Below are 17,900 nucleotides of genomic sequence, written 5' to 3'. Positions count from 1 at the left end.
CTATGCGCAGATTGTGATAAATCCCGGCACCACAAACTTTGCATGAGCGAAGTACATCCTCGCTCATTGGATCACCACCAAGCTCCAAGACTGTGAGGAGGTCGTCAATCTCGCTGAGCAAGTCCCCCGCATTTTTGAGACAATCACGTTTACGTTCAACAATGCATTTATCAAGCAACCCATTGAGAAGTTTCATTTCGTTGCCGCGGAACATCTCCTCAACATTGTTCCCCAGTTCGCGGTGATACCAAAAATCTAAAAACGGCTTGCCCGATACCATTGCCCAGATGACTTTACCTAACGAGAATACATCAAAGCTGGGGTTTATATCTTCTATTTTACTGCGTAAAGCCCAAGGAGGCATCCAGTCGGAACTGCCCACTTTTTCGAGGGTGCCACTGAGTCTCGTATGGTCTGAATCTGTAAAGAACACGAGGCCAAAATCGCCAAGTACCAATTGTTCATTTTCATCTACAAAAATGTTTTCTGGTTTAATGTCGCGGTGGATAATTCCGTCCTCATGCAAGGTGGCGACCCCATCAATGAGTGGCCGAATTGCAGTGAGAGTACGTTTCACTTGCCCTTTGTACCAATCAGACTTGTTTTTCAAGGTTCCATTTGGATAGTATTTCGAGACGAACCACTTTTCTTCAATGTTGAGATCCACAACCTCCAGAAGGTTTGGGTGATCAGCTTGATGCATAGCTTCCAACTCGCGTTTTAGCCGTTCCTCTGCATCATCGAAATTCCGCGCCTTATCCGGCGAGTGTAGAATTTTGAGCGCACCGTGATTCACAGGGTTTTCAGCCTTCACAATTTCGGTAATGACTTCTCGCATCAACTTCATTGCCGTCGGGGCATTGTATTTTTGACGGGCCTGTTGGACTGCCTCAAATAAAGTATCCGCAAGGTCGTCCAACGGGACCTCATGCTTATCCAAGACACGGAAGACCTTCCCCTGTCCACCTTCACCAATCTCTTCAATTTCCTCCCAACGCTTTCCGTATTTCATTTACTTCCCCCCCCTATTTTGTCTGGTCAGATGACTCTCATTACTGAGACAGACTATGAATGAGAAAGATATGCAGTGGATCTCGCCCGTCGATGTTCCGAGTAGTAAACTGAATGCCGATGATCCAGCGTTGGCCGACCGCAACACTGCTCTCGATATTGGTCAAGCGCGTGTTCATCTGCTCGACAATCCCTTCAACGCGAGAAAGACGTGCATCAAACTATGTTGATGTATCCCTACTTGCCACGGATTTTCATAGGAGCCAATCTTTAGTCTGAAGGCAAAAGACTCAAATATGCCGACTTGATAGGAGCGCGAAAAAGGGATTCTTCTAACCCTCTAAGGGCCAACGGAGTGATAGACAGAATATACAGACCTGTTCCCATCCTTCAGTCTGACTAATTTATCTTCTTTCACTAATCGTGTGCATAACCACCGCAGGTCAGCTTGCCAAGTGTAGAATTTGTTTCCCGACACTCGGAGTTGTTCTTCGTAATTTAGCCAGATATATTTCGCTATTTCAACATATCCAGGCAAATCACTTTGACACTCTACCGCTTCGAGTATCCAAAGTTTTAACATATCGTCATTTACCATTTTAATCCTTTCAAGGGGAGATTATATAGAATAGTGCCGAAAAAATCCTTCTTGTTGTTTTACAATGCGACTTTCATTATTGCTTCGATTGCAAGCTGAAGATTTGATATCTTGGTATCTTCAATGCTTCCCTGTTCTTTTGGCGACTTTGGTGCTTCCTGAAAAAAACAGTATCTAAGGTTAATAAAATCATTTTTATGAACAAGTAGCAGTTGCTCTACTGTGTCCCGCCCTTTATACCCCGGATATTGTTTCTTCACTGCTTGGAACTGTGTCTCAATAGCATTCTGCGTTGTTGCGGGCAGCAAACAGAATAGCTCATGCAAATTGTGAGTGTGCTCTGCTTCGTTACCCGTAAGTTTTTGGTATAAACCCTTTAGTGCAAGCTCCGCTGTAAAGGGACGTAGTATTGATACGGAACAGAAACACCCCATAATTTGGACCATATAATGATCCGAGTTATCCAGATAGCCATCCAATAATCCTTGCATGTACTTGGACGCCCATAAAAGCGATTCCGCCTGCTTAAGAACAAGTGTGCCGTGTATTTGTTCAGTGTTCATGTCAATTTCTTCTGTGCAGGTATTTTGGGGATGATGTAAGGATAGTGCCGGGAATTATATACGAAATGACCAAAAAAATGCCCGTTTCCTTTAATCCTTGTTATCAGTATTCTCCTTAAACGAGTTAAGATGAAACTTCATAGTAATATATATCATAGAGATTGCCGTCCAATCTAAACTTACAAATTAGATCGCAAAGACGGCGAATTTCAAACGGCACATCGTAGATGGTTATGGTATTTACGTCATTGCGCTCCCACTTCAATCCCGCCATAGATTTCACGCGATACTCAACCTCACTTATTGCCATCTCCATTTTTAATCCGAAGGGATATTTTTCTGGTGGTAAAATCATAGGTGTCTCCTTATGTATTTTAACAGTATCATTGCCCCTGGTCTCGATCAGCCTGACGTACCCAATTTTGGATTTGTCTGAGCGGTCGGTTCAAACTCTCTGGCCAATTCAGCCGTACTGCGGCCAGTGCGCACAAGCTCGACGATCTGGTGCTTCAACTCAGGTGGATAAGGTGGACGTGTTGGTGGCATAGTGGGTCTCCTTTCTAACTGCTGATAAGGAACCCACCAAAACGGGTCAAGTCCACCTATTTCTTTTTTTTCATTTCCATTTTCTTAATGTGCATAGAAAAAAGAATCTCAAACTTTGCACCCGCAATTATCATGTCAAAAATAGTTCTCGCCTCCCTTATTCCCGACCGCCGTTTTTCTCGTTCAATATAAGCGGTAAATATACGCTCCCCCTTCTTTGTTTTTAAGAGCTTCTCAAACCCGCCTTTGTGCCCCATAGCTTCTAATTCTTTCTCTATCTCAACCAACTGGGTAAAAATTTCTCGCGTTGATTTGGCTTCCTTTTCGTCTAATTTTGCCAAAAAGTCCCGGGCAAACGCTTTACCATTATCCGACATAAATATATGCCGAAACATAAAAACATTTTCTTCCTTCCCAAGCACATCATCGAACTCATCCCCAAAGCTATTTTGGGACAAAAGAAGAAATAAAATAACGCCAAGACGTTTATACCTGAACATAGTCCTTACCTCCAAAAGATCAGAAAAAAAGCCCGCTCAGTCGAGGAGCGGGCACTTTACTGTTGACTATTTCCTCGGGACATAGCCAAATGATCTACGTCCCGTTTTTACGTTGTGTGATACACGCTTGCCTACATAACGATCTGCTATGCAGGCAGGGGCTCTGTGCCCGATAAATCCGTAACGCTTATCATTGGGATTTGGGTGGCGATTCTCAAAGATCGGATGCGTTGATGGCACCCATTGTTCTACCTCGAATACCCCTACAATTTTGCGGTGGTAGCAGGCCAAGACGATCTCTACCTCATTGGCTCTTTTGAGGCTTACTCCCCAGGCAAAGCGAGCAGCCTCATACAGTTTTGACTGGGTCTTCCCGTCCCAGTTCTTGTTGACAATAACAATGAGTCCTTTGTGTCGGATATCCTCATTTTCTAGTATGTCCATTGGTCTCTCCTTACGTCTGTGTTTGCGGAAGAGCCTGGATATCTCTTCCACAAGGTTAAACTCTATAAAGGCGAACATGAGTGACTCCTTTCTACTGCGAGCCGCCTATCAATCCGCTCTCGACCCCTCTTTTTTCTCATATGGGTTTATCTATTTGGGAGCCGCGATGTGCTAATCGCGGCTCTTTCCTTTTATGCATTCTGCTAAATTAAGAAAGGGGCAGCCCATAAATGGGAAATTATGTAGGATAGTGACGAAAACTCAAAACCCAAACACTGGAGGTGGTAATGACTAAGGTAAAAGAAAAAGCCAGCACTCAGGCTGGCCTGGAGAAAACCAGAAAAATTGGAGAAACTGATGAGCGGGGGTTTACTCTTGTCGGAGTGATACCTCTATCCATTCCCGCAGGCGCGCGGCCTCGTCCTCGCTCAAAACATGAGAAAACGAATGCCGCCCACCATCAACCTGTGTGTGAATACTGCGGACGGACATATCGGGAGGATAAACAAAGTCAAGCTGCAACTCCCGAGTAAAATAATTGAACGCTATTTGCAATTTTTGTTCATTCATCTTGTATTCCTTTCCTTCGCAGGTTAGGGGCGACCAGCCGGAGAGTGGGCATGTCCTAAAGGGAAGGACCAGTTCCCAAAACATACCCTGCGCATACTGACTGGCCGCCCTCTTATATCTCACCCATCCGAAATATGCGAGGCGCAGATACGCCCAGCTACATGAAATCAAATAGCCGTTTGATACCTCTCTGGCGCCCTTTAGCAGAAACAAGCTGAACTGCCTTTAACACCTCGCACATAAAATGGGGCGAGAGGCAGTAACTCTTACCACTCTCCCGCCCCGATGTCCCCCCGTGTTCTCATCGGTTGGACATCAAAAACTATTTGATACTATAGAAAAAAACTATAACTTATAGAAAACTTATAATCTTTTTCTATAAAGGGGTGTTATGGAAAAAACAGAATTACGTGAATTTGTTGTCTCTGATGAAGAAAAAATTATAGTTGAAGTAACTCTAAAAGATCAGAAAAGATTTCTTCGTATAACTCGTAATCTTCTCGGGGAGAAGAAGGAGATATGCGATTGGCAACGATAGTTGCTACATTATCTCTGATTTCTTTTTTTTCTACATCACTTAGATACTGAGCCATTTCAGCGGCAAGCATAATAAGCGTCTCAAATCCTTCTTTTAATGGAATTGGGGTATTAGCCATTTCTTTCTCCTTAGCAGTTCGCATATTTGACGGGGTTTCGGCCTCTCTTTAAGATTTCTGGGAGGGGCATCCCTTCGTAAGCCTCGAAAACTTCTGGGGGTGCTTCCTCTCCGTCGAAGGCGTAGCGTCTGAATCTTCGGGGGACTTCTGGGTTTACGAGTGTCCATCGATGGGCTACAAATGCGCCTTTAATCGTTTGACGATAGACTGGTAGGATGTAGTCAGCATATTCTACGCGCTCAGGATCGAGGTGCCAGGCGTATCGCACGGCCTTATACAGAGCGTCTGGATCCGTGTCCTTTGGGTCGTAATTTTTGTTGACGACGAAAAGAACGGCGCTGTCAGGTATTTCTGGAACGAACATATTTTACCTTTCTTTGAAGTATGTGGCTATCCTGAGGCCGATGAGGGTTGTAAATATTCCAACGGCTCCGAGTGCTACTGCGAGGGATAGCCAGTCCAGGAATAGCCACAGATAACCATTGGTAGCCATTCCCAGAACGATTACGGTCCCTGTCCAGAGAAGCATCAATCCAGATAAAATCCATCCCATTGAGTTGTCCTTATTTTACTTCTACGCCACAGCGCCAGACAGGTTGTCCTGGCACGGCTCTTTTACTCATGCCTGTAATTTTAAACGGGTCCGCTTTTGTCGGATCAACAGTATAGCCAAGATCTGCGAGTGCTTGGATTGTGATGATGCTTATAGGCTGACGGGCATCCCAGGTCAGGGCGCCAGGTAGCATCACTTCGTCTTGAAAAACATCAGAGCGCCAATGGGAGCCGTCGCTCTCTGTGGGCACTTTTCCCTTCTGATAAATTCTACCACCCACATCATTAAAAGCTCTCACAGCTTTTTCCCGGGAATTATGTAGAATAGTGCCGAACCGATTTTTTGCTTACCCAACCCAATACTATATGCAAAAACCGTGCCAGTTTATAACAAACGAGCTAATTCTTTGAATATGAAAGAGTTAGAGCAGATGAGGGATAATTCGCAGATTTTTGAAATGTTTCAAAATGATACATTCCAAACCGCATGGAAGCATATATCTGCTGAATTAGATATACGGGAAATGTATGTTTATAGGTGATTTATGGGAAAATTAAGGGTGGGAAATAGAGGATTTGTTACAATTTGAAACGAGTGATATATTTTGAAACATATATCCAATGCGAACTCGTCCCAGAGGCCGGTCTAACAGGAGAAGGTGGAATATCTCGCACTGAAGACAAAGACCGACTTGTAGTTGGGAGGGCAAAAGCAGGAAATTCGACTGTACTCAGGCCAGATCGCCTGTCCGGTTCAATCTCTGACGATGTTGTATTGCTTTAACTTTCGGTACAGGGTCACTCGACTAATACCCAGTGCCTGGGCTGTCTGAGTAATGTTGTTGTCCGTGGCCTCGAGTGCGTGGATCAGGGCCTGTCGCTCGATCTCGGTCAGTGGCAGGATCGCCTGTGGTGTCGAGAGGTCTCTTCCCAAAGCCACGACCGGCGATAGCTGAGACGGCAGATTATCTGCTTGCAGCACCCCGGTCGTCTCCAACAGCACGGCGCGCGCTATCGCGTTTTCCAGTTCGCGCACATTGCCCGGCCAATTGTACTGCAGCAACAGGCGCAGGGCAAGGGTGGAAATGTCGCTTATGGATTTGCCAGCCTGGGCTGTGTATTTCTCGAGAAAATGCCTGGCCAGTAGGGGAATATCTTCATGCCGATCTCTCAGCGGTGGAATCGTGATGGGGAAGGCAGCGATGCGATAGAACAGATCCTGGCGAAACATGCCATCTCTTACTGCACGCTCCAGGTCCTTGTTGGTCGCTGTTATCACGCGGATGTCAATGGGAATGGGAGTTGTCCCTCCAATCCGCTGGATTTCTCGCTCCTGCAAAACGCGCAATAGCTTGCCTTGCAGGATATATGGCATGTCGCCGATCTCGTCGAGAAAGAGCGTGCCGCCATTGGCGCGCTCGAAGGCCCCGATTCTCTGCGTCGTCGCTCCCGTGAAAGCCCCTTGTTCATGTCCGAACAACTCGCTTTCGATGAGTGTTTCGGGAATGGCGGCGCAATCGAGGGCCACGAACGGCTCATCCTTGCGCAGGCTGTTGGCGTGCAATGAGTTGGCTACCAATTCCTTGCCTGTGCCGCTCTCACCGCTAATGAACACCGTGATATCGCTTTCGGCGGCCTGCTGAATCAGCTTGTATATATCCTGCATTACGGAACTGGTGCCGATCAGGCTGGGAAATAAACTGGCCGTCTCCAACTCGGTTCGCAAGCGCAGCAACTCGGCCTTCATCTGCTCGGCCTCTATCTCCTTGGTGATGTCGCGGAAGACGAGCACGGCCCCCTTCAAAACACCTGTTTCTCTCAAAAGAGGTCTGCTGCTAACCCTGACGTGAACGCCTTCCGGCTTAAATTCGTTGCGTAAGAATACCTCGACCTCGTCCGCTGTTCCGCCTTTCAAGGCAATGCCAAGCGGACTATCATCATCCAATGGACCAAACAGTTCTCCATTGGGCTTGAAAATACCGTACATTTCGGCCCATTTGTAGATATCTGCTTCTACCGGCTCCGGATGGTCACCGGCGATCCGCCCTGCGCTTGAATTGTGAAACATGAATGTCCCGTTTTCATCAAGCGCAACCACACCCTCATGCATGCTATTAAATACCGCTTCCATGAGGCGGGTGACATCTTCCAATTTGTTGATTGTTTGTTTCAATCTGACCTCTGTCTCTTTGTGCCTGTTTTCCCTCTCGTGCATCGCAAGGGCGGTTTGGATGTTCAGGTGCAGTTGACCCTCCTTGAAAGGTCTCATCACATAGCCGAAGGAGTTGGTCGTCTGTACCTGTAGCAACAGATCTTCCTGGGCTTTGTCAGTGAGATATAACACGGGAACGTCGAACCGGCTGCCCATCTGCTCGGCTACTTCTGAGCCGGTGATCTCCCCTTCGAGACAGAGATTGACCAGGGCCAGGTCGGGATGCGTATCCGCGGCTTTTGTAATGGCTTGATGTCCGCACGAAACCGCGGCGCACACTGTGTATCCCAAATTCTTCAGGCATTTTTCGAGGTGTGCGGCATCGGAGATATTGTCTTCGACAATCATTATCTTTGCGTCGGTCATACTATTCGCATCCTGTTGGAGTGATTTTTTTTGTTCTACACTTTTACAGTGCGTTGTGGTATCCACTCAGGTCGTGGAAAGCAGGGCTATAGTCATATCCCAGAGAGCTATAACCATTACAAACAAGAATATAAATGTAATGGACTGACAGGTTAATATAGAAGACTCTCTTCAAAAGAAAATGAAATATTTTAGGGATCAAGTTGCATTTGTCATATATGTTTCAAAATGTATCACTCGTTTCAAATTGTAACAAAACCTCTATTTCCTACCTTCGATTTTCCCATAAACCACCTATAAACATACATTTGTTATATCTCTAACTTAGTGGATATGCGTTTCCATATGGTCTGAGATGTAATATTTTGAAACACTCTAAAAGCATGCGAATTATCCCTCATCTGCTCTAACTCTTTCATATTCAAAGAATTAGCTCGTTTGGTATAAACTGGCACGATTTTTGCAGGTTATCAATGGGTGCGTACGCAAAGCATTCATTGTCCGAACGATTGGTATTTCGTTTTGATACCCGCAGGCGTGCATGGAGTGCGTCTGTGTGCGCGGTGGAGGGCTTTCGCGGTGGCAAGCCTGTCAGCCCTCCGCCGCTGAGACAACAGAAACAGGTCGTCGCCTACTCTGTTTTAAAATGTAAAATGACCAAAGTCAAAAGGGAGGAAACAGAAGATGGTACACAAGTCCATACCGCAGGGAAGATCGGTAGTTCCGTTCAACGTGTTGAACATAGCATTGCAAAAAGGATGGTTGTTGATCGCGTTTGTGTTGTTTGTGTTTGTCGGGCAAGCATCTGCACAAAGTGTGTCGCTAAAACACAATCCCGATGCAGGTGGCATACCTTACAGGGTTTCTGGACAGGGCACACCCATTATAGTTGAAGTTTCGATAACAGGGGTCAGCAACCCCGTGAATGCCTATCAGGTTGTTTTTGAGTTTGATGCATCTCTTTTAACCTTGAGTGCTCCAGGTTTCCTTGTATCAGATCAGACGGCGACCTTGTTATCTCTGTCGCCAGCGGTGCCTTCCAGTCACACGTTTACCTTTACGACGCGCGTAGATGTATCGGGGCGAGAGTTTTCCATTGGCGTTTCGTCCGTTGCTCTTGATGGGGTAAGTGTCTCTGCATCGGATGTGATCTATTTTAATTTGCCGCATCTTTATCTGGATACGGAGATTGAAAGTCCTGCCGAAAACAACGACGCGCTGACCTTTGCAGAAAAACGGTCTGGCGATACCATTGCGTTTCAGCTTTTCGCACCGGATTTAGCGGGTCAGCAATTCAATGCTGCCCAACTTGAACTGGCTTTGCAGGGCAAGACGGCTTCCAACTATATCGGCAGTTCATCGAGCGATTGGAGCAGCACCGTATCTGGGAACACCCTGAACCTGTCCTCTGCCTCTTCTGTGACGGTTTCGAGCAGTGGGTATCTGGGTCAGATTGATCTTCAGGTGACTCGTGCGCTGGCTTCGGGCGAGACCCTGCTTGTGCAATCCGCCAGTTTAGACAATCAAAAACTGGATGTGTATGGTGCGGTGCTATCCTTTGTGCGTGCCTATTGTCCTGGTGATTTTGATGACAATGGGATGATCAACGTACCTGATTTTCTGCTCTTTGTAGGTGTGTTTGGCACAAGTGCTGGTGATGCCAATTACAATGCGCGTATGGATATGGATGGCAATGGGATGGTCGGTGTGCCAGATTTTCTGCTCTTTGTGAAGGTGTTTGGCACCACCTGTGAAACAACATCCCTACCGCCACCACCACCGCCACCGCCAACCTCGAACTTTGACATACCAGATAGGAACCTTCGCGCAGTCATTGAGGACAGTCTGGGCAAGGCGAGTGGTGCGCCAATTACCCAGGCAGAGATGGCGACTTTGACGCGCCTTGAAGCACCCAACAAGAATATTCGCGATCTGACCGGGCTGGAGTTCGCAACCGGTCTGACACGGCTAGTGCTTGGTTTAGTGTATGTGTCTGGTGAGGGTAGGGTTAATAGTAACGATATATCCGACCTCTCGCCCCTATCTGGCCTGACCAACCTGAGAACGCTGAGTCTTTCCGGCAACAGCATTTCAGATGTATCCGCACTCTCTAACTTGACCAACCTGACAGTGCTGGATCTTAACGACAATAGCATCTCAAATGTGTCGCCCCTATCTGGCCTGACCAACCTGAGAACGCTGCTTCTTAGCGACAATAGCATCTCAGATGTATCCGCACTCTCTGCTCTGACCAACCTGACAGGGACGCTGGCTCTTGGGGACAATAGCATCTCAGATGTGTCAGCACTATCCAACTTAACCAACGTGGCAGAGCTGTGGCTTAACGACAATAGCATCTCAGATGTGTCGGCACTATCCAACTTGGCCAACCTGAGAGATCTGTATCTTTACGACAACAGCATCTCGGACCTTGCGCCGCTGGTGTCAAACACGGGATTGGGCAGTGGGGACGATGTGGATGTGCAGAACAACCCATTGAGTAATACGTCAATCAACATACACATTCCCGCGCTTCAGGGTAGAGGGGTTAGGGTATCTTTTACCTCCCCAACAAGTACACCAACCTCGCCCTTCGATCTGGATGACGGCAACGATAATCCGACAGGTATCACATATGCGAACAACCGATTCTATGTGAGTGATATTTTAGATGACAAGGTGTATGCGTACACGAGTAGTGGGCAGCGTGAAGCAGGTGCAGACTTCGATCTGGATGACGGCAACGATAATCCGACAGGTATCACATATGCGAACAACCGATTCTATGTGAGTGATATTTTAGATGACAAGGTGTATGCGTACACGAGTAGTGGGCAGCGTGAAGCAGGTGCAGACTTCGATCTGGATGACGGCAACAGTGAGCCGGCAGGTATCACGTATGCGAACAACCGATTCTATGTGGGTGGTGCTTTGTCTGGAAGGGATGACAAGGTGTATGCTTACACGAGTAGTGGACAGCAGGAAACAAGCGCAGACTTCGATCTGGATGACGATAATAGTAGTCCAGCAGGTATCACGTATGCGAACAACCGATTCTATGTGGTTGATACTTGGGATGACAAGGTGTATGTGTACACCGGTTCTGAGCAATAAATCTGTCTGAATCAGGATAAACAGAGCCTGCACTGGAATGATTCTATCCAGTGATGAATGGATGGACAAGATGAAGCGTCTGCGTGCGCGGTGGAGGGCTTTCGCGGTTGGCAAGCCTGTCAGCCCTCCGCCGCTGAGACAACAGAGACAGGTCGTCGCCTGCTCTGTTTTAAAATGTAAAATCCAAAATGACCAAAGTCAAGAGGGTGGAAATAGAAGATGATACACTTAAAAAAGAACCGATTGTTTAATCTGGCTCTTTTATTGGTTGGCGTCCTGTTCGTACAGGGCAGTGCTCCTGCGACGGGGGCGAAGATCGGTTCCGTCGCATTCATCGGAGCAGACAGGCCGGATGAACTCATAGGAAAGTGGGAATCGGTCATATCCAGTGATGAGGCGGATACGACCAGGGTCCTGGAGTTCTACGCCAATGGCCGCATCGCGTACAACGAGAAGGCCACCAGCCACGAATCCCTGAAACAGGATCTGATCATGGACCTGGGAGCCGATCCCGCACGCATCCAGTCCGTGGCAGACTCTCTGGCGGATCTAAAGTCGAGGTTCCACGATGCTCTTGTTTCTGACGAGCAGGTGAGTATTCTCGAATTCACAGGAACCTGGGGAGTGCAGGGAAACGTGATCCAGACAGTTATCGACAACTTTTCACTGTCATTTAACGGCCTTCAAGGCAACGACATGTTTGCGTTTTACGAAACAATCGTTCCTCTGGTCGTGCCGGCTGAGTATGCTTTTTTTTTCGACTTTTTCCTACTGAGCCTTACTCTTCTTCAAGAAACTTTCGATGCACTCATTGAAGCGCAGGATATCTTCGAAATCGGCAGGTATTCCATCGAAAATGACAATCTGGTCGTGGTACAGGACGAAGGCACGGTCCGGTTCATGCGCGTATCGGAAAGGATAACCTCCGACTTTGATGGCGATGGGACTGTGGGTTTTTCCGACTTTTTGCTATTTGTGGCACAGTTCGGGTCAAGTCAAGGCGATGCCGGGTATGATGTACGGTTTGATCTGGATGGCGATGGCACGATTGTGTTTAGTGATTTTCTGATTTTTGTGGGTGTGTTTGGCACCACCAGTGAAACAACATCCCTACCACCACCGCCACCACCCGAGAATCTGGACAAGGCCGCGTTGGTTGCTCTCTATAACGCCACCAACGGTGCGAACTGGAAGACCAACACGAACTGGCTGAGCAACAGACCGTTGAATGAATGGTATGGCGTCACCACCGATTCCAATGACCGTGTGACGCAATTAGTCCTCACCTCTAACCAGCTAAGCGGGTTGATTCCGTCCGAATTGGGCAACCTGTCTAACCTGCGAGGGCTGTACCTCGACGATAACAATCTGAGTGGTGAGATTCCTTCTTCTTTAGGCAACCTGTCTAACCTACAAGTGCTGTACCTCGACAATAACCAGTTGAGTGGATCTATTCCCTCCGAATTAGGCAACCTGTCTAACCTGCGAGGGCTGTACCTCGACGATAACAATCTGAGTGGTGAGATTCCTTCTTCTTTAGGCAACCTGTCTAACCTACAAGTGCTGTACCTCGACAATAACCAGTTGAGTGGATCTATTCCCTCCGAATTAGGCAACCTGTCTAACCTGCGAGGGCTGCGCCTCGGCATTAACCCGCTAAGCGGGTCAATTCCTTCTTCTTTGGGCAACCTGTCTAACCTGGAATCGCTGGACCTATACCAAAACCAGTTGAGTGGATCTATTCCCTCCGAATTGGGCAACCTGTCTAACTTGAAAAGTCTGTGGCTCGGCTATAACCCGCTAAGCGGGTCAATTCCTTCTTCTTTGGGCAACCTGTCTAACTTGGAACGTCTGAGGCTCTACAATAACAATCTGAGTGGATCTATTCCCTCCGAATTGGGCAACCTGTCTAACTTGCAAGAGCTGTGGCTTTTCGGTAACAATCTGAGTGGATCTATTCCCTCCGAATTGGGCAACCTGTCTAACTTGCAAGAGCTGTGGCTTTTCGGTAACAATCTGAGTGGATCTATTCCCTCCGAATTGGGCAACCTGTCTAACTTGCAAGAGCTGTGGCTTTTCGGTAACAATCTGAGTGGATCTATTCCCTCCGAATTGGGCAACCTGTCTAACTTGCAAGTGCTATACCTTTCCTCTAACCAGCTAAGTGGGTGTGTCCCCGAAGGCTTGCGGAATGTGCCGAGCAATGACTTCACTCAACTCGGCCTGCCTTTCTGCGGATCATAGAAAGGAGGAAATGCCCTCGGCGAGGTGGCTTCATACAGGCGGGTTATGCAGTGCTCAAATCCTGATATACGGAATACTGTAGCAAAAGGGAGGAAATAGAGGATGATACACTTTAACAAGAACCGATTGTTTAATCTGGCTCTTTTATTGGATCGCGGAAGCTATTGCAGGCATTAGTGGGCGGGTGCTCTATCTGGTACTGTCAATATCGCTGTTCCAGCAGTCGATGCGGAATGAGCGACGCAGAAAGAGGTGCCGCACCGCTACATCGGTATCTGTTCTGATACTCGCGCTGGGCGAAATGATGAAGACGCCTCGCTTCAGGAACTGGAGATTCCAGTCACCACAGATCCGACGAAGATTTCACAAGCTCTGGGAGACGAGATAACGGACGCGATTGAAATTTTGAAATACGATGTGCAACTTGTGAGAAGCCACAACGACCAATCGGATATTCTTTCTATAGTTCACCGTTAGAGCCGGGGAAACTTCCCTCATAGGAGGCAGTCATGTCAAGATATACTTGCAGTATCGTCGTGGTGGCATTCGCTACCGGCTTAATGTGGGGCTGTGATGGATTGGATATAATGTCGCCGCCCACAGACACGAAGAATCCGGTTAGCAAAATGTCTGTACATCAGATGAGTACATCACATGCCGAGGTGGTGTTCACTTTGACGCGGGATGGCAAACCCATCATCGGTGCAGCCACAGCATTTACACGTCATCCAAAAGAAGTGTCAGATCCAGGCGAGTCTGTGTCTGGCAGCTTGACCGACAAGAACGGCCAGGTGGCACTCCTGCTTTTGTCAAAAGACGTATCAGGAGATTATCAGGTGCGGGCATGGGTAGGTGACGACCAGATCGGTTCGTGGTCTTTTCCTGTTCAAGCAGGCTATAAGGTGGTCGTCGATTTGCCCATAGGTGGCAATGCCCTGGTGACGGAAACATCTCCCGTCACGCCGATTCCAATAGGCCCTGTTCCATCCGGGCCGGGTGCAGCAACGCCTGGCTCAGAGCCATAGGAGTCAGAACATACGCGCGGGAATTGAAAAAATAGTTTTACATTGCAACCAATCAAGAAGTAAAAAAGGAAGAAAGATGAAAATCGTATCGTTTGAAGATGCAATCCGTCGTTACATTGTTGGCGTGTTGGAAATTACAGACTGGCGGGTAAGAGGTCCGGGTGGGGCCGCAGAGCTATTAGAGTTACCCCCATCTACGCTGTATAGCAAAATGAAGAAATTAGGCATTAAGCAAAAGACAGTACCGAACAAAAGATTGAGGTCGAACAAACAGTAAACCTCACAACCATCCCGTGTTTTGAAACTGCACCGCGTCCCCTAAAATATCTTGGGGGATAAAGTGACCGCGGTAACACAACATATTGACGCATAAGTGCAGAATTTAAGGGCCGAAACTCGGTGCAATATGTGCCTTTCTCATAACGGCCTGAACTCATATTGAAAGGAGGTGAGATTATGAAGGTAAGACCTCTGTTCGTAGTCGTTTTAAGTGCATTTGTGCTGTCTGGTTGTTATATCGCAACCATCGAAACAGGTCTTCCAGCCTCGGACACGAAAATTGTCAATAATTGGGCATCCTGTTTTGTTTACGGCCTTGTGCCACCTGAGACTGTTCTGACTGCTTCTAAATGCCCTTCTGGTGTGGCAAAAGTTGTTACGAAGCATTCCTTTTTGAATGGTCTCGTGGCAGGGCTGACACTCAGCATCTATACGCCTATGACGATTGAGGTTACCTGTGCAAGAGCTTCTGAAATGGGCCTGGTTGATCCAGATGATACCCTTATGGTGTCTCAAAAAGGGTCGTTGCAAGATTTCCAGAATGTGTTTTACGCAGCAGCAGACAAAGCTGTTCAGTCCAATATGGAAGTGTTTGTGCGTGTACCCCAACAACCTAATAGAAAAGAAAACAGATAATTCTGTCGCCTTCTCCGCGTAAAAAGAGAGAGAAAACCGAGATGCCCGAAAACTTACCAAAAGAATTGTCTTGGACAAATTTTACCGAAAAGGAAATTCTTAATATCCCTGAAGACACAGCAGGAGTTTATGCAATCGCCATAAGCGAAAATGACCCACGATGGGTATATGTAGGAGAGTCGTCAGACTTACAAGATAGGATATGGCGACATTTATTTAGAAAATCTGATCAATCTCGCTGCATACTTGAATACGCCCCAAAACGTGTTGGGTTTAAAGAAGTCAGTGGCGACCAGCCTGCAAGAGAAAAGCGCGAGGCCCAGCTAATATGGACAAAATTTCCTTATTGTAACAAGGTAATACCCGCCTCTCCTCCAGACAAACGCAGAGCCGTATGGGAAAGCCATTTGCGAAGCGTGTTGGGATTTAAAAAAACAAAGATAATATTGATGTCAGGAGAAAAGGAAAATGCTGTAACCGGCCAAAGGGACACATTGCGTGTCGGGTATCTGGTCGCCCTAACGTTGCGGGAAGGGGCTGCGCCGCTTCGGTGCTGTGTGGGCGAGATTGCGGCCATAGATGATCGGGGTTTGCGGATGACGCTCTTGGATGGGTCTTTGGACAGATTATTTATAAGCATTGACTTATTCGTGCCCTGGTCAAACATCGAGTCCTGCTTGGTTTCCGCAACAGAGAGCCATGTCTCAGATGTATTTCTTGACGAGACCGCCCCCCAATGGCAAGCACTCATGAATGACAAGCAGGAAGATAGCCAGGAGTAAAAGGGCTTTGGGATAACACACAGGAGAAGGAGACATGACGATCCGTAGCCTTTTGATGATTTGCCTGTTCCTCTTTGCCTGTTCGGGAAAGGATATATCCCCCAATCTGGCAATCAACAGATACAGATAGATGCTTCAAACGCCCTGATGGGTTCCCTTGATCAGAAGAGTGCTGAGGACATCCTCGAGATCTTCTTCTCTGGCCGTCTTGAGGATTTTGTACAGCTCTTTTTTCCTATTACTGACCTGATGGCTGGGGATACCGTTTCCATCCTGGAATTATCTCTTTCTGAAACATCACTTCAAGCTCTCATATTGATGCGCCATGAATCGCCTCCGGCACGGAATGGTGATATAGATGGTGATGTCGATTTTTCTGATTTCCTGCTCTTTACTTCTGCCTTATCGTCTTTCTGTTTATAGGCGTCATTTTATTCTTTGCCATCAGAGATTCTTGAAAGGGCGACCTGCAATACGCGCAGGGCTGAATAATGGGAATGGTCCTCCCTTCGGCCCTTAATCAAAAGGTCGTCCTCTCACCACAATCACATCTCAGAGGAATTAATTTATGGTAAAAAAATGCTTTTGGTTAGTCCTGTGCTTATTAGCTGTTGTAAATGCAAAAGAAGATACTTTTTATAGTAAATCGCTTGAAATTGATAAAGAAGTTTATATATGGGGTAGTAACAAAATAGAAGATGTTGCGCTCAAAGAAGCTGTTTGGATTACGAATCAGATGTTAAAAAACTCTCCAATCAGAGGGGATATTCTTAATAGTATAGCATCTTCAGGCACGCGACTGTTTTTAATGCACCAGTCTAAGACTGTGGACGACATACCGGAAAGAAGGCAGCATTACAACGTAAGAGATCACAAGCAATATTTTAGACCCTTGTGGAAAGGCTTATCGAGCAATAAATGGGCGTATGCTAACGAGCAAACACTTTTCTGGAATCACACGAAACCTACATGGCGGGGCAGTATTTGGGCGCATGAGTTTTCTCACGTTATACATTTTAAACATCCAGATTTTGAGAATTTTAATCGCAAATTGAGCAGTATATACCACACTGCAATGCGTAAAGGTAAGTATCTTTCTATGCCCAATACGCCAGAGTATTACGGTTCGACAAATCATATAGAGTATTGGGCGATGAGTACCGTAGCTTATTTTTGCGAAACAAATGGATCGCCGCCGTTTACGTTTATGGACGGCACGTTTAGTGTGACCCGCGAAAGTTTAAGAAACTACGACCCTGATATATATGCATTAGTTGAAGAGACATTCGGTAAAAATAACTGGTATTATACGCCTCCGCGAAACCGGCTCGGTAAAGACCATTTAATAGACTTTAATCTTGACAAGTATATAAGAACTCACGGAGACGATTTTATGGCGTTTACTTACGCTAAAAATAGATTTTTTAGATATGTATGCGATACGTCTGTTACGGAAGCGTACAACTGGAAAACAGTCTTTGCATTTTCGCCCGAACATGTTACAAATGAAACTTCGGGCTTTTTACTATCAGAAGTTATTGCTGTAAATCTGTCTAATGATTTGGTGTCCATTGGAAATAAAAGCCTGCCTACAAACGAAGTTATTAAATTCCATACAAATCGCTTGAACTTGCAGGCTGTAAACAAACAGACAGGCAAAGTGATTGCTGGATATAAAGTCTTACAAGGCAGTCAGCCAACTCGTATTTTTATCAATCGGACCGATACACAAGCTCATGAGGATGCTTGGACTTGACCCGTTTCGGTGGGTACCTTATGAGTAGTAAGAAAGGAGACCCACT

Annotated in this window: 20 protein-coding genes and 1 pseudogene; 9 read left to right on the top strand and 12 right to left on the bottom strand. The window is 46.7% G+C overall.

What is annotated here, in order from left to right; all coding sequences use genetic code 11:
* Window positions 1–1,012, bottom strand: a 1,012-nt coding sequence (locus OXH16_01360) for a protein kinase (GenBank protein ID MCY3680014.1), incomplete at its 3' end; no start/stop codon positions are given.
* A gap of 55 nt (window positions 1,013–1,067) precedes the next feature.
* Here OXH16_01360 and OXH16_01355 point away from each other — a divergent pair.
* Complete coding sequence (locus tag OXH16_01355) at window positions 1,068–1,241, top strand: hypothetical protein (protein MCY3680013.1); 174 nt, start codon at window positions 1,068–1,070, stop codon at window positions 1,239–1,241.
* A 427-nt stretch (window positions 1,242–1,668) separates the two neighbouring features.
* On the opposite strand, the gene OXH16_01350 is transcribed toward OXH16_01355, so the two are convergent.
* The 11 genes and pseudogenes from OXH16_01350 to OXH16_01300 form a co-directional block, all read right to left on the bottom strand.
* Window positions 1,669–2,172, bottom strand: a complete 504-nt coding sequence (locus tag OXH16_01350) for a hypothetical protein (GenBank protein ID MCY3680012.1) — start codon at window positions 2,170–2,172, stop codon at window positions 1,669–1,671.
* Between the two features lie 124 nt (window positions 2,173–2,296).
* The gene (locus OXH16_01345) at window positions 2,297–2,527 is read right to left on the bottom strand and encodes a hypothetical protein (GenBank protein MCY3680011.1); all 231 of its coding nucleotides are present in this window, start codon (window positions 2,525–2,527) and stop codon (window positions 2,297–2,299) included.
* 58 nt (window positions 2,528–2,585) lie between these two features.
* Window positions 2,586–2,718: pseudogene (locus OXH16_01340) on the bottom strand (IS3 family transposase).
* Between the two features lie 56 nt (window positions 2,719–2,774).
* Window positions 2,775–3,218, bottom strand: coding sequence for a hypothetical protein (locus OXH16_01335; GenBank protein MCY3680010.1), 444 nt, complete (start codon window positions 3,216–3,218; stop codon window positions 2,775–2,777).
* Window positions 3,219–3,284: 66 nt separating this feature from the next.
* Entirely contained in the window at window positions 3,285–3,662 is a 378-nt protein-coding gene (locus OXH16_01330; protein MCY3680009.1) for a hypothetical protein, read from the bottom strand.
* A gap of 369 nt (window positions 3,663–4,031) precedes the next feature.
* The gene (locus OXH16_01325) at window positions 4,032–4,232 is read right to left on the bottom strand and encodes a hypothetical protein (GenBank protein MCY3680008.1); all 201 of its coding nucleotides are present in this window, start codon (window positions 4,230–4,232) and stop codon (window positions 4,032–4,034) included.
* A 440-nt stretch (window positions 4,233–4,672) separates the two neighbouring features.
* On the bottom strand, window positions 4,673–4,888 hold the full coding sequence (locus tag OXH16_01320; GenBank protein MCY3680007.1) for a hypothetical protein: 216 nt from the start codon (window positions 4,886–4,888) through the stop codon (window positions 4,673–4,675).
* A gap of 10 nt (window positions 4,889–4,898) precedes the next feature.
* Complete coding sequence (locus tag OXH16_01315) at window positions 4,899–5,252, bottom strand: hypothetical protein (protein MCY3680006.1); 354 nt, start codon at window positions 5,250–5,252, stop codon at window positions 4,899–4,901.
* Between the two features lie 3 nt (window positions 5,253–5,255).
* Complete coding sequence (locus OXH16_01310; GenBank protein MCY3680005.1) at window positions 5,256–5,441, bottom strand: hypothetical protein; 186 nt, start codon at window positions 5,439–5,441, stop codon at window positions 5,256–5,258.
* A gap of 10 nt (window positions 5,442–5,451) precedes the next feature.
* Entirely contained in the window at window positions 5,452–5,739 is a 288-nt protein-coding gene (locus OXH16_01305; protein ID MCY3680004.1) for a hypothetical protein, read from the bottom strand.
* A 455-nt stretch (window positions 5,740–6,194) separates the two neighbouring features.
* The gene (locus OXH16_01300; protein MCY3680003.1) at window positions 6,195–8,084 is read right to left on the bottom strand and encodes a sigma 54-interacting transcriptional regulator; all 1,890 of its coding nucleotides are present in this window, start codon (window positions 8,082–8,084) and stop codon (window positions 6,195–6,197) included.
* Window positions 8,085–8,702: 618 nt separating this feature from the next.
* On the opposite strand from OXH16_01300, the gene OXH16_01295 reads away from it, so the two are divergent.
* From OXH16_01295 to OXH16_01260, 8 genes are all read left to right on the top strand, one after another.
* Complete coding sequence (locus tag OXH16_01295) at window positions 8,703–11,132, top strand: leucine-rich repeat domain-containing protein (protein MCY3680002.1); 2,430 nt, start codon at window positions 8,703–8,705, stop codon at window positions 11,130–11,132.
* A 219-nt stretch (window positions 11,133–11,351) separates the two neighbouring features.
* Window positions 11,352–13,376, top strand: a complete 2,025-nt coding sequence (locus OXH16_01290; GenBank protein MCY3680001.1) for a leucine-rich repeat domain-containing protein — start codon at window positions 11,352–11,354, stop codon at window positions 13,374–13,376.
* Window positions 13,377–13,628: 252 nt separating this feature from the next.
* The gene (locus OXH16_01285; GenBank protein ID MCY3680000.1) at window positions 13,629–13,853 is read left to right on the top strand and encodes a hypothetical protein; all 225 of its coding nucleotides are present in this window, start codon (window positions 13,629–13,631) and stop codon (window positions 13,851–13,853) included.
* 32 nt (window positions 13,854–13,885) lie between these two features.
* Window positions 13,886–14,401: a hypothetical protein gene (locus OXH16_01280; GenBank protein ID MCY3679999.1), complete on the top strand. Its 516-nt coding sequence runs from the start codon at window positions 13,886–13,888 to the stop codon at window positions 14,399–14,401.
* A gap of 456 nt (window positions 14,402–14,857) precedes the next feature.
* A complete protein-coding gene (locus OXH16_01275) occupies window positions 14,858–15,316 on the top strand; it encodes a hypothetical protein (protein MCY3679998.1) in 459 nt (152 codons plus the stop codon).
* A gap of 41 nt (window positions 15,317–15,357) precedes the next feature.
* A complete protein-coding gene (locus tag OXH16_01270) occupies window positions 15,358–16,098 on the top strand; it encodes a GIY-YIG nuclease family protein (GenBank protein ID MCY3679997.1) in 741 nt (246 codons plus the stop codon).
* A gap of 60 nt (window positions 16,099–16,158) precedes the next feature.
* Window positions 16,159–16,521, top strand: coding sequence for a hypothetical protein (locus OXH16_01265; GenBank protein ID MCY3679996.1), 363 nt, complete (start codon window positions 16,159–16,161; stop codon window positions 16,519–16,521).
* A gap of 145 nt (window positions 16,522–16,666) precedes the next feature.
* Window positions 16,667–17,854, top strand: a complete 1,188-nt coding sequence (locus tag OXH16_01260; GenBank protein MCY3679995.1) for a hypothetical protein — start codon at window positions 16,667–16,669, stop codon at window positions 17,852–17,854.
* Window positions 17,855–17,900 lie beyond the last annotated feature (46 nt).

It is taken from the genome of Gemmatimonadota bacterium, assembly GCA_026705765.1.
Taxonomy (GTDB): Bacteria; Latescibacterota; UBA2968; order UBA2968; family UBA2968; genus VXRD01.
The sequence above is the reverse complement of the archived record's forward strand: the minus strand, read 5'-3'. Positions and strand labels throughout refer to the sequence as shown.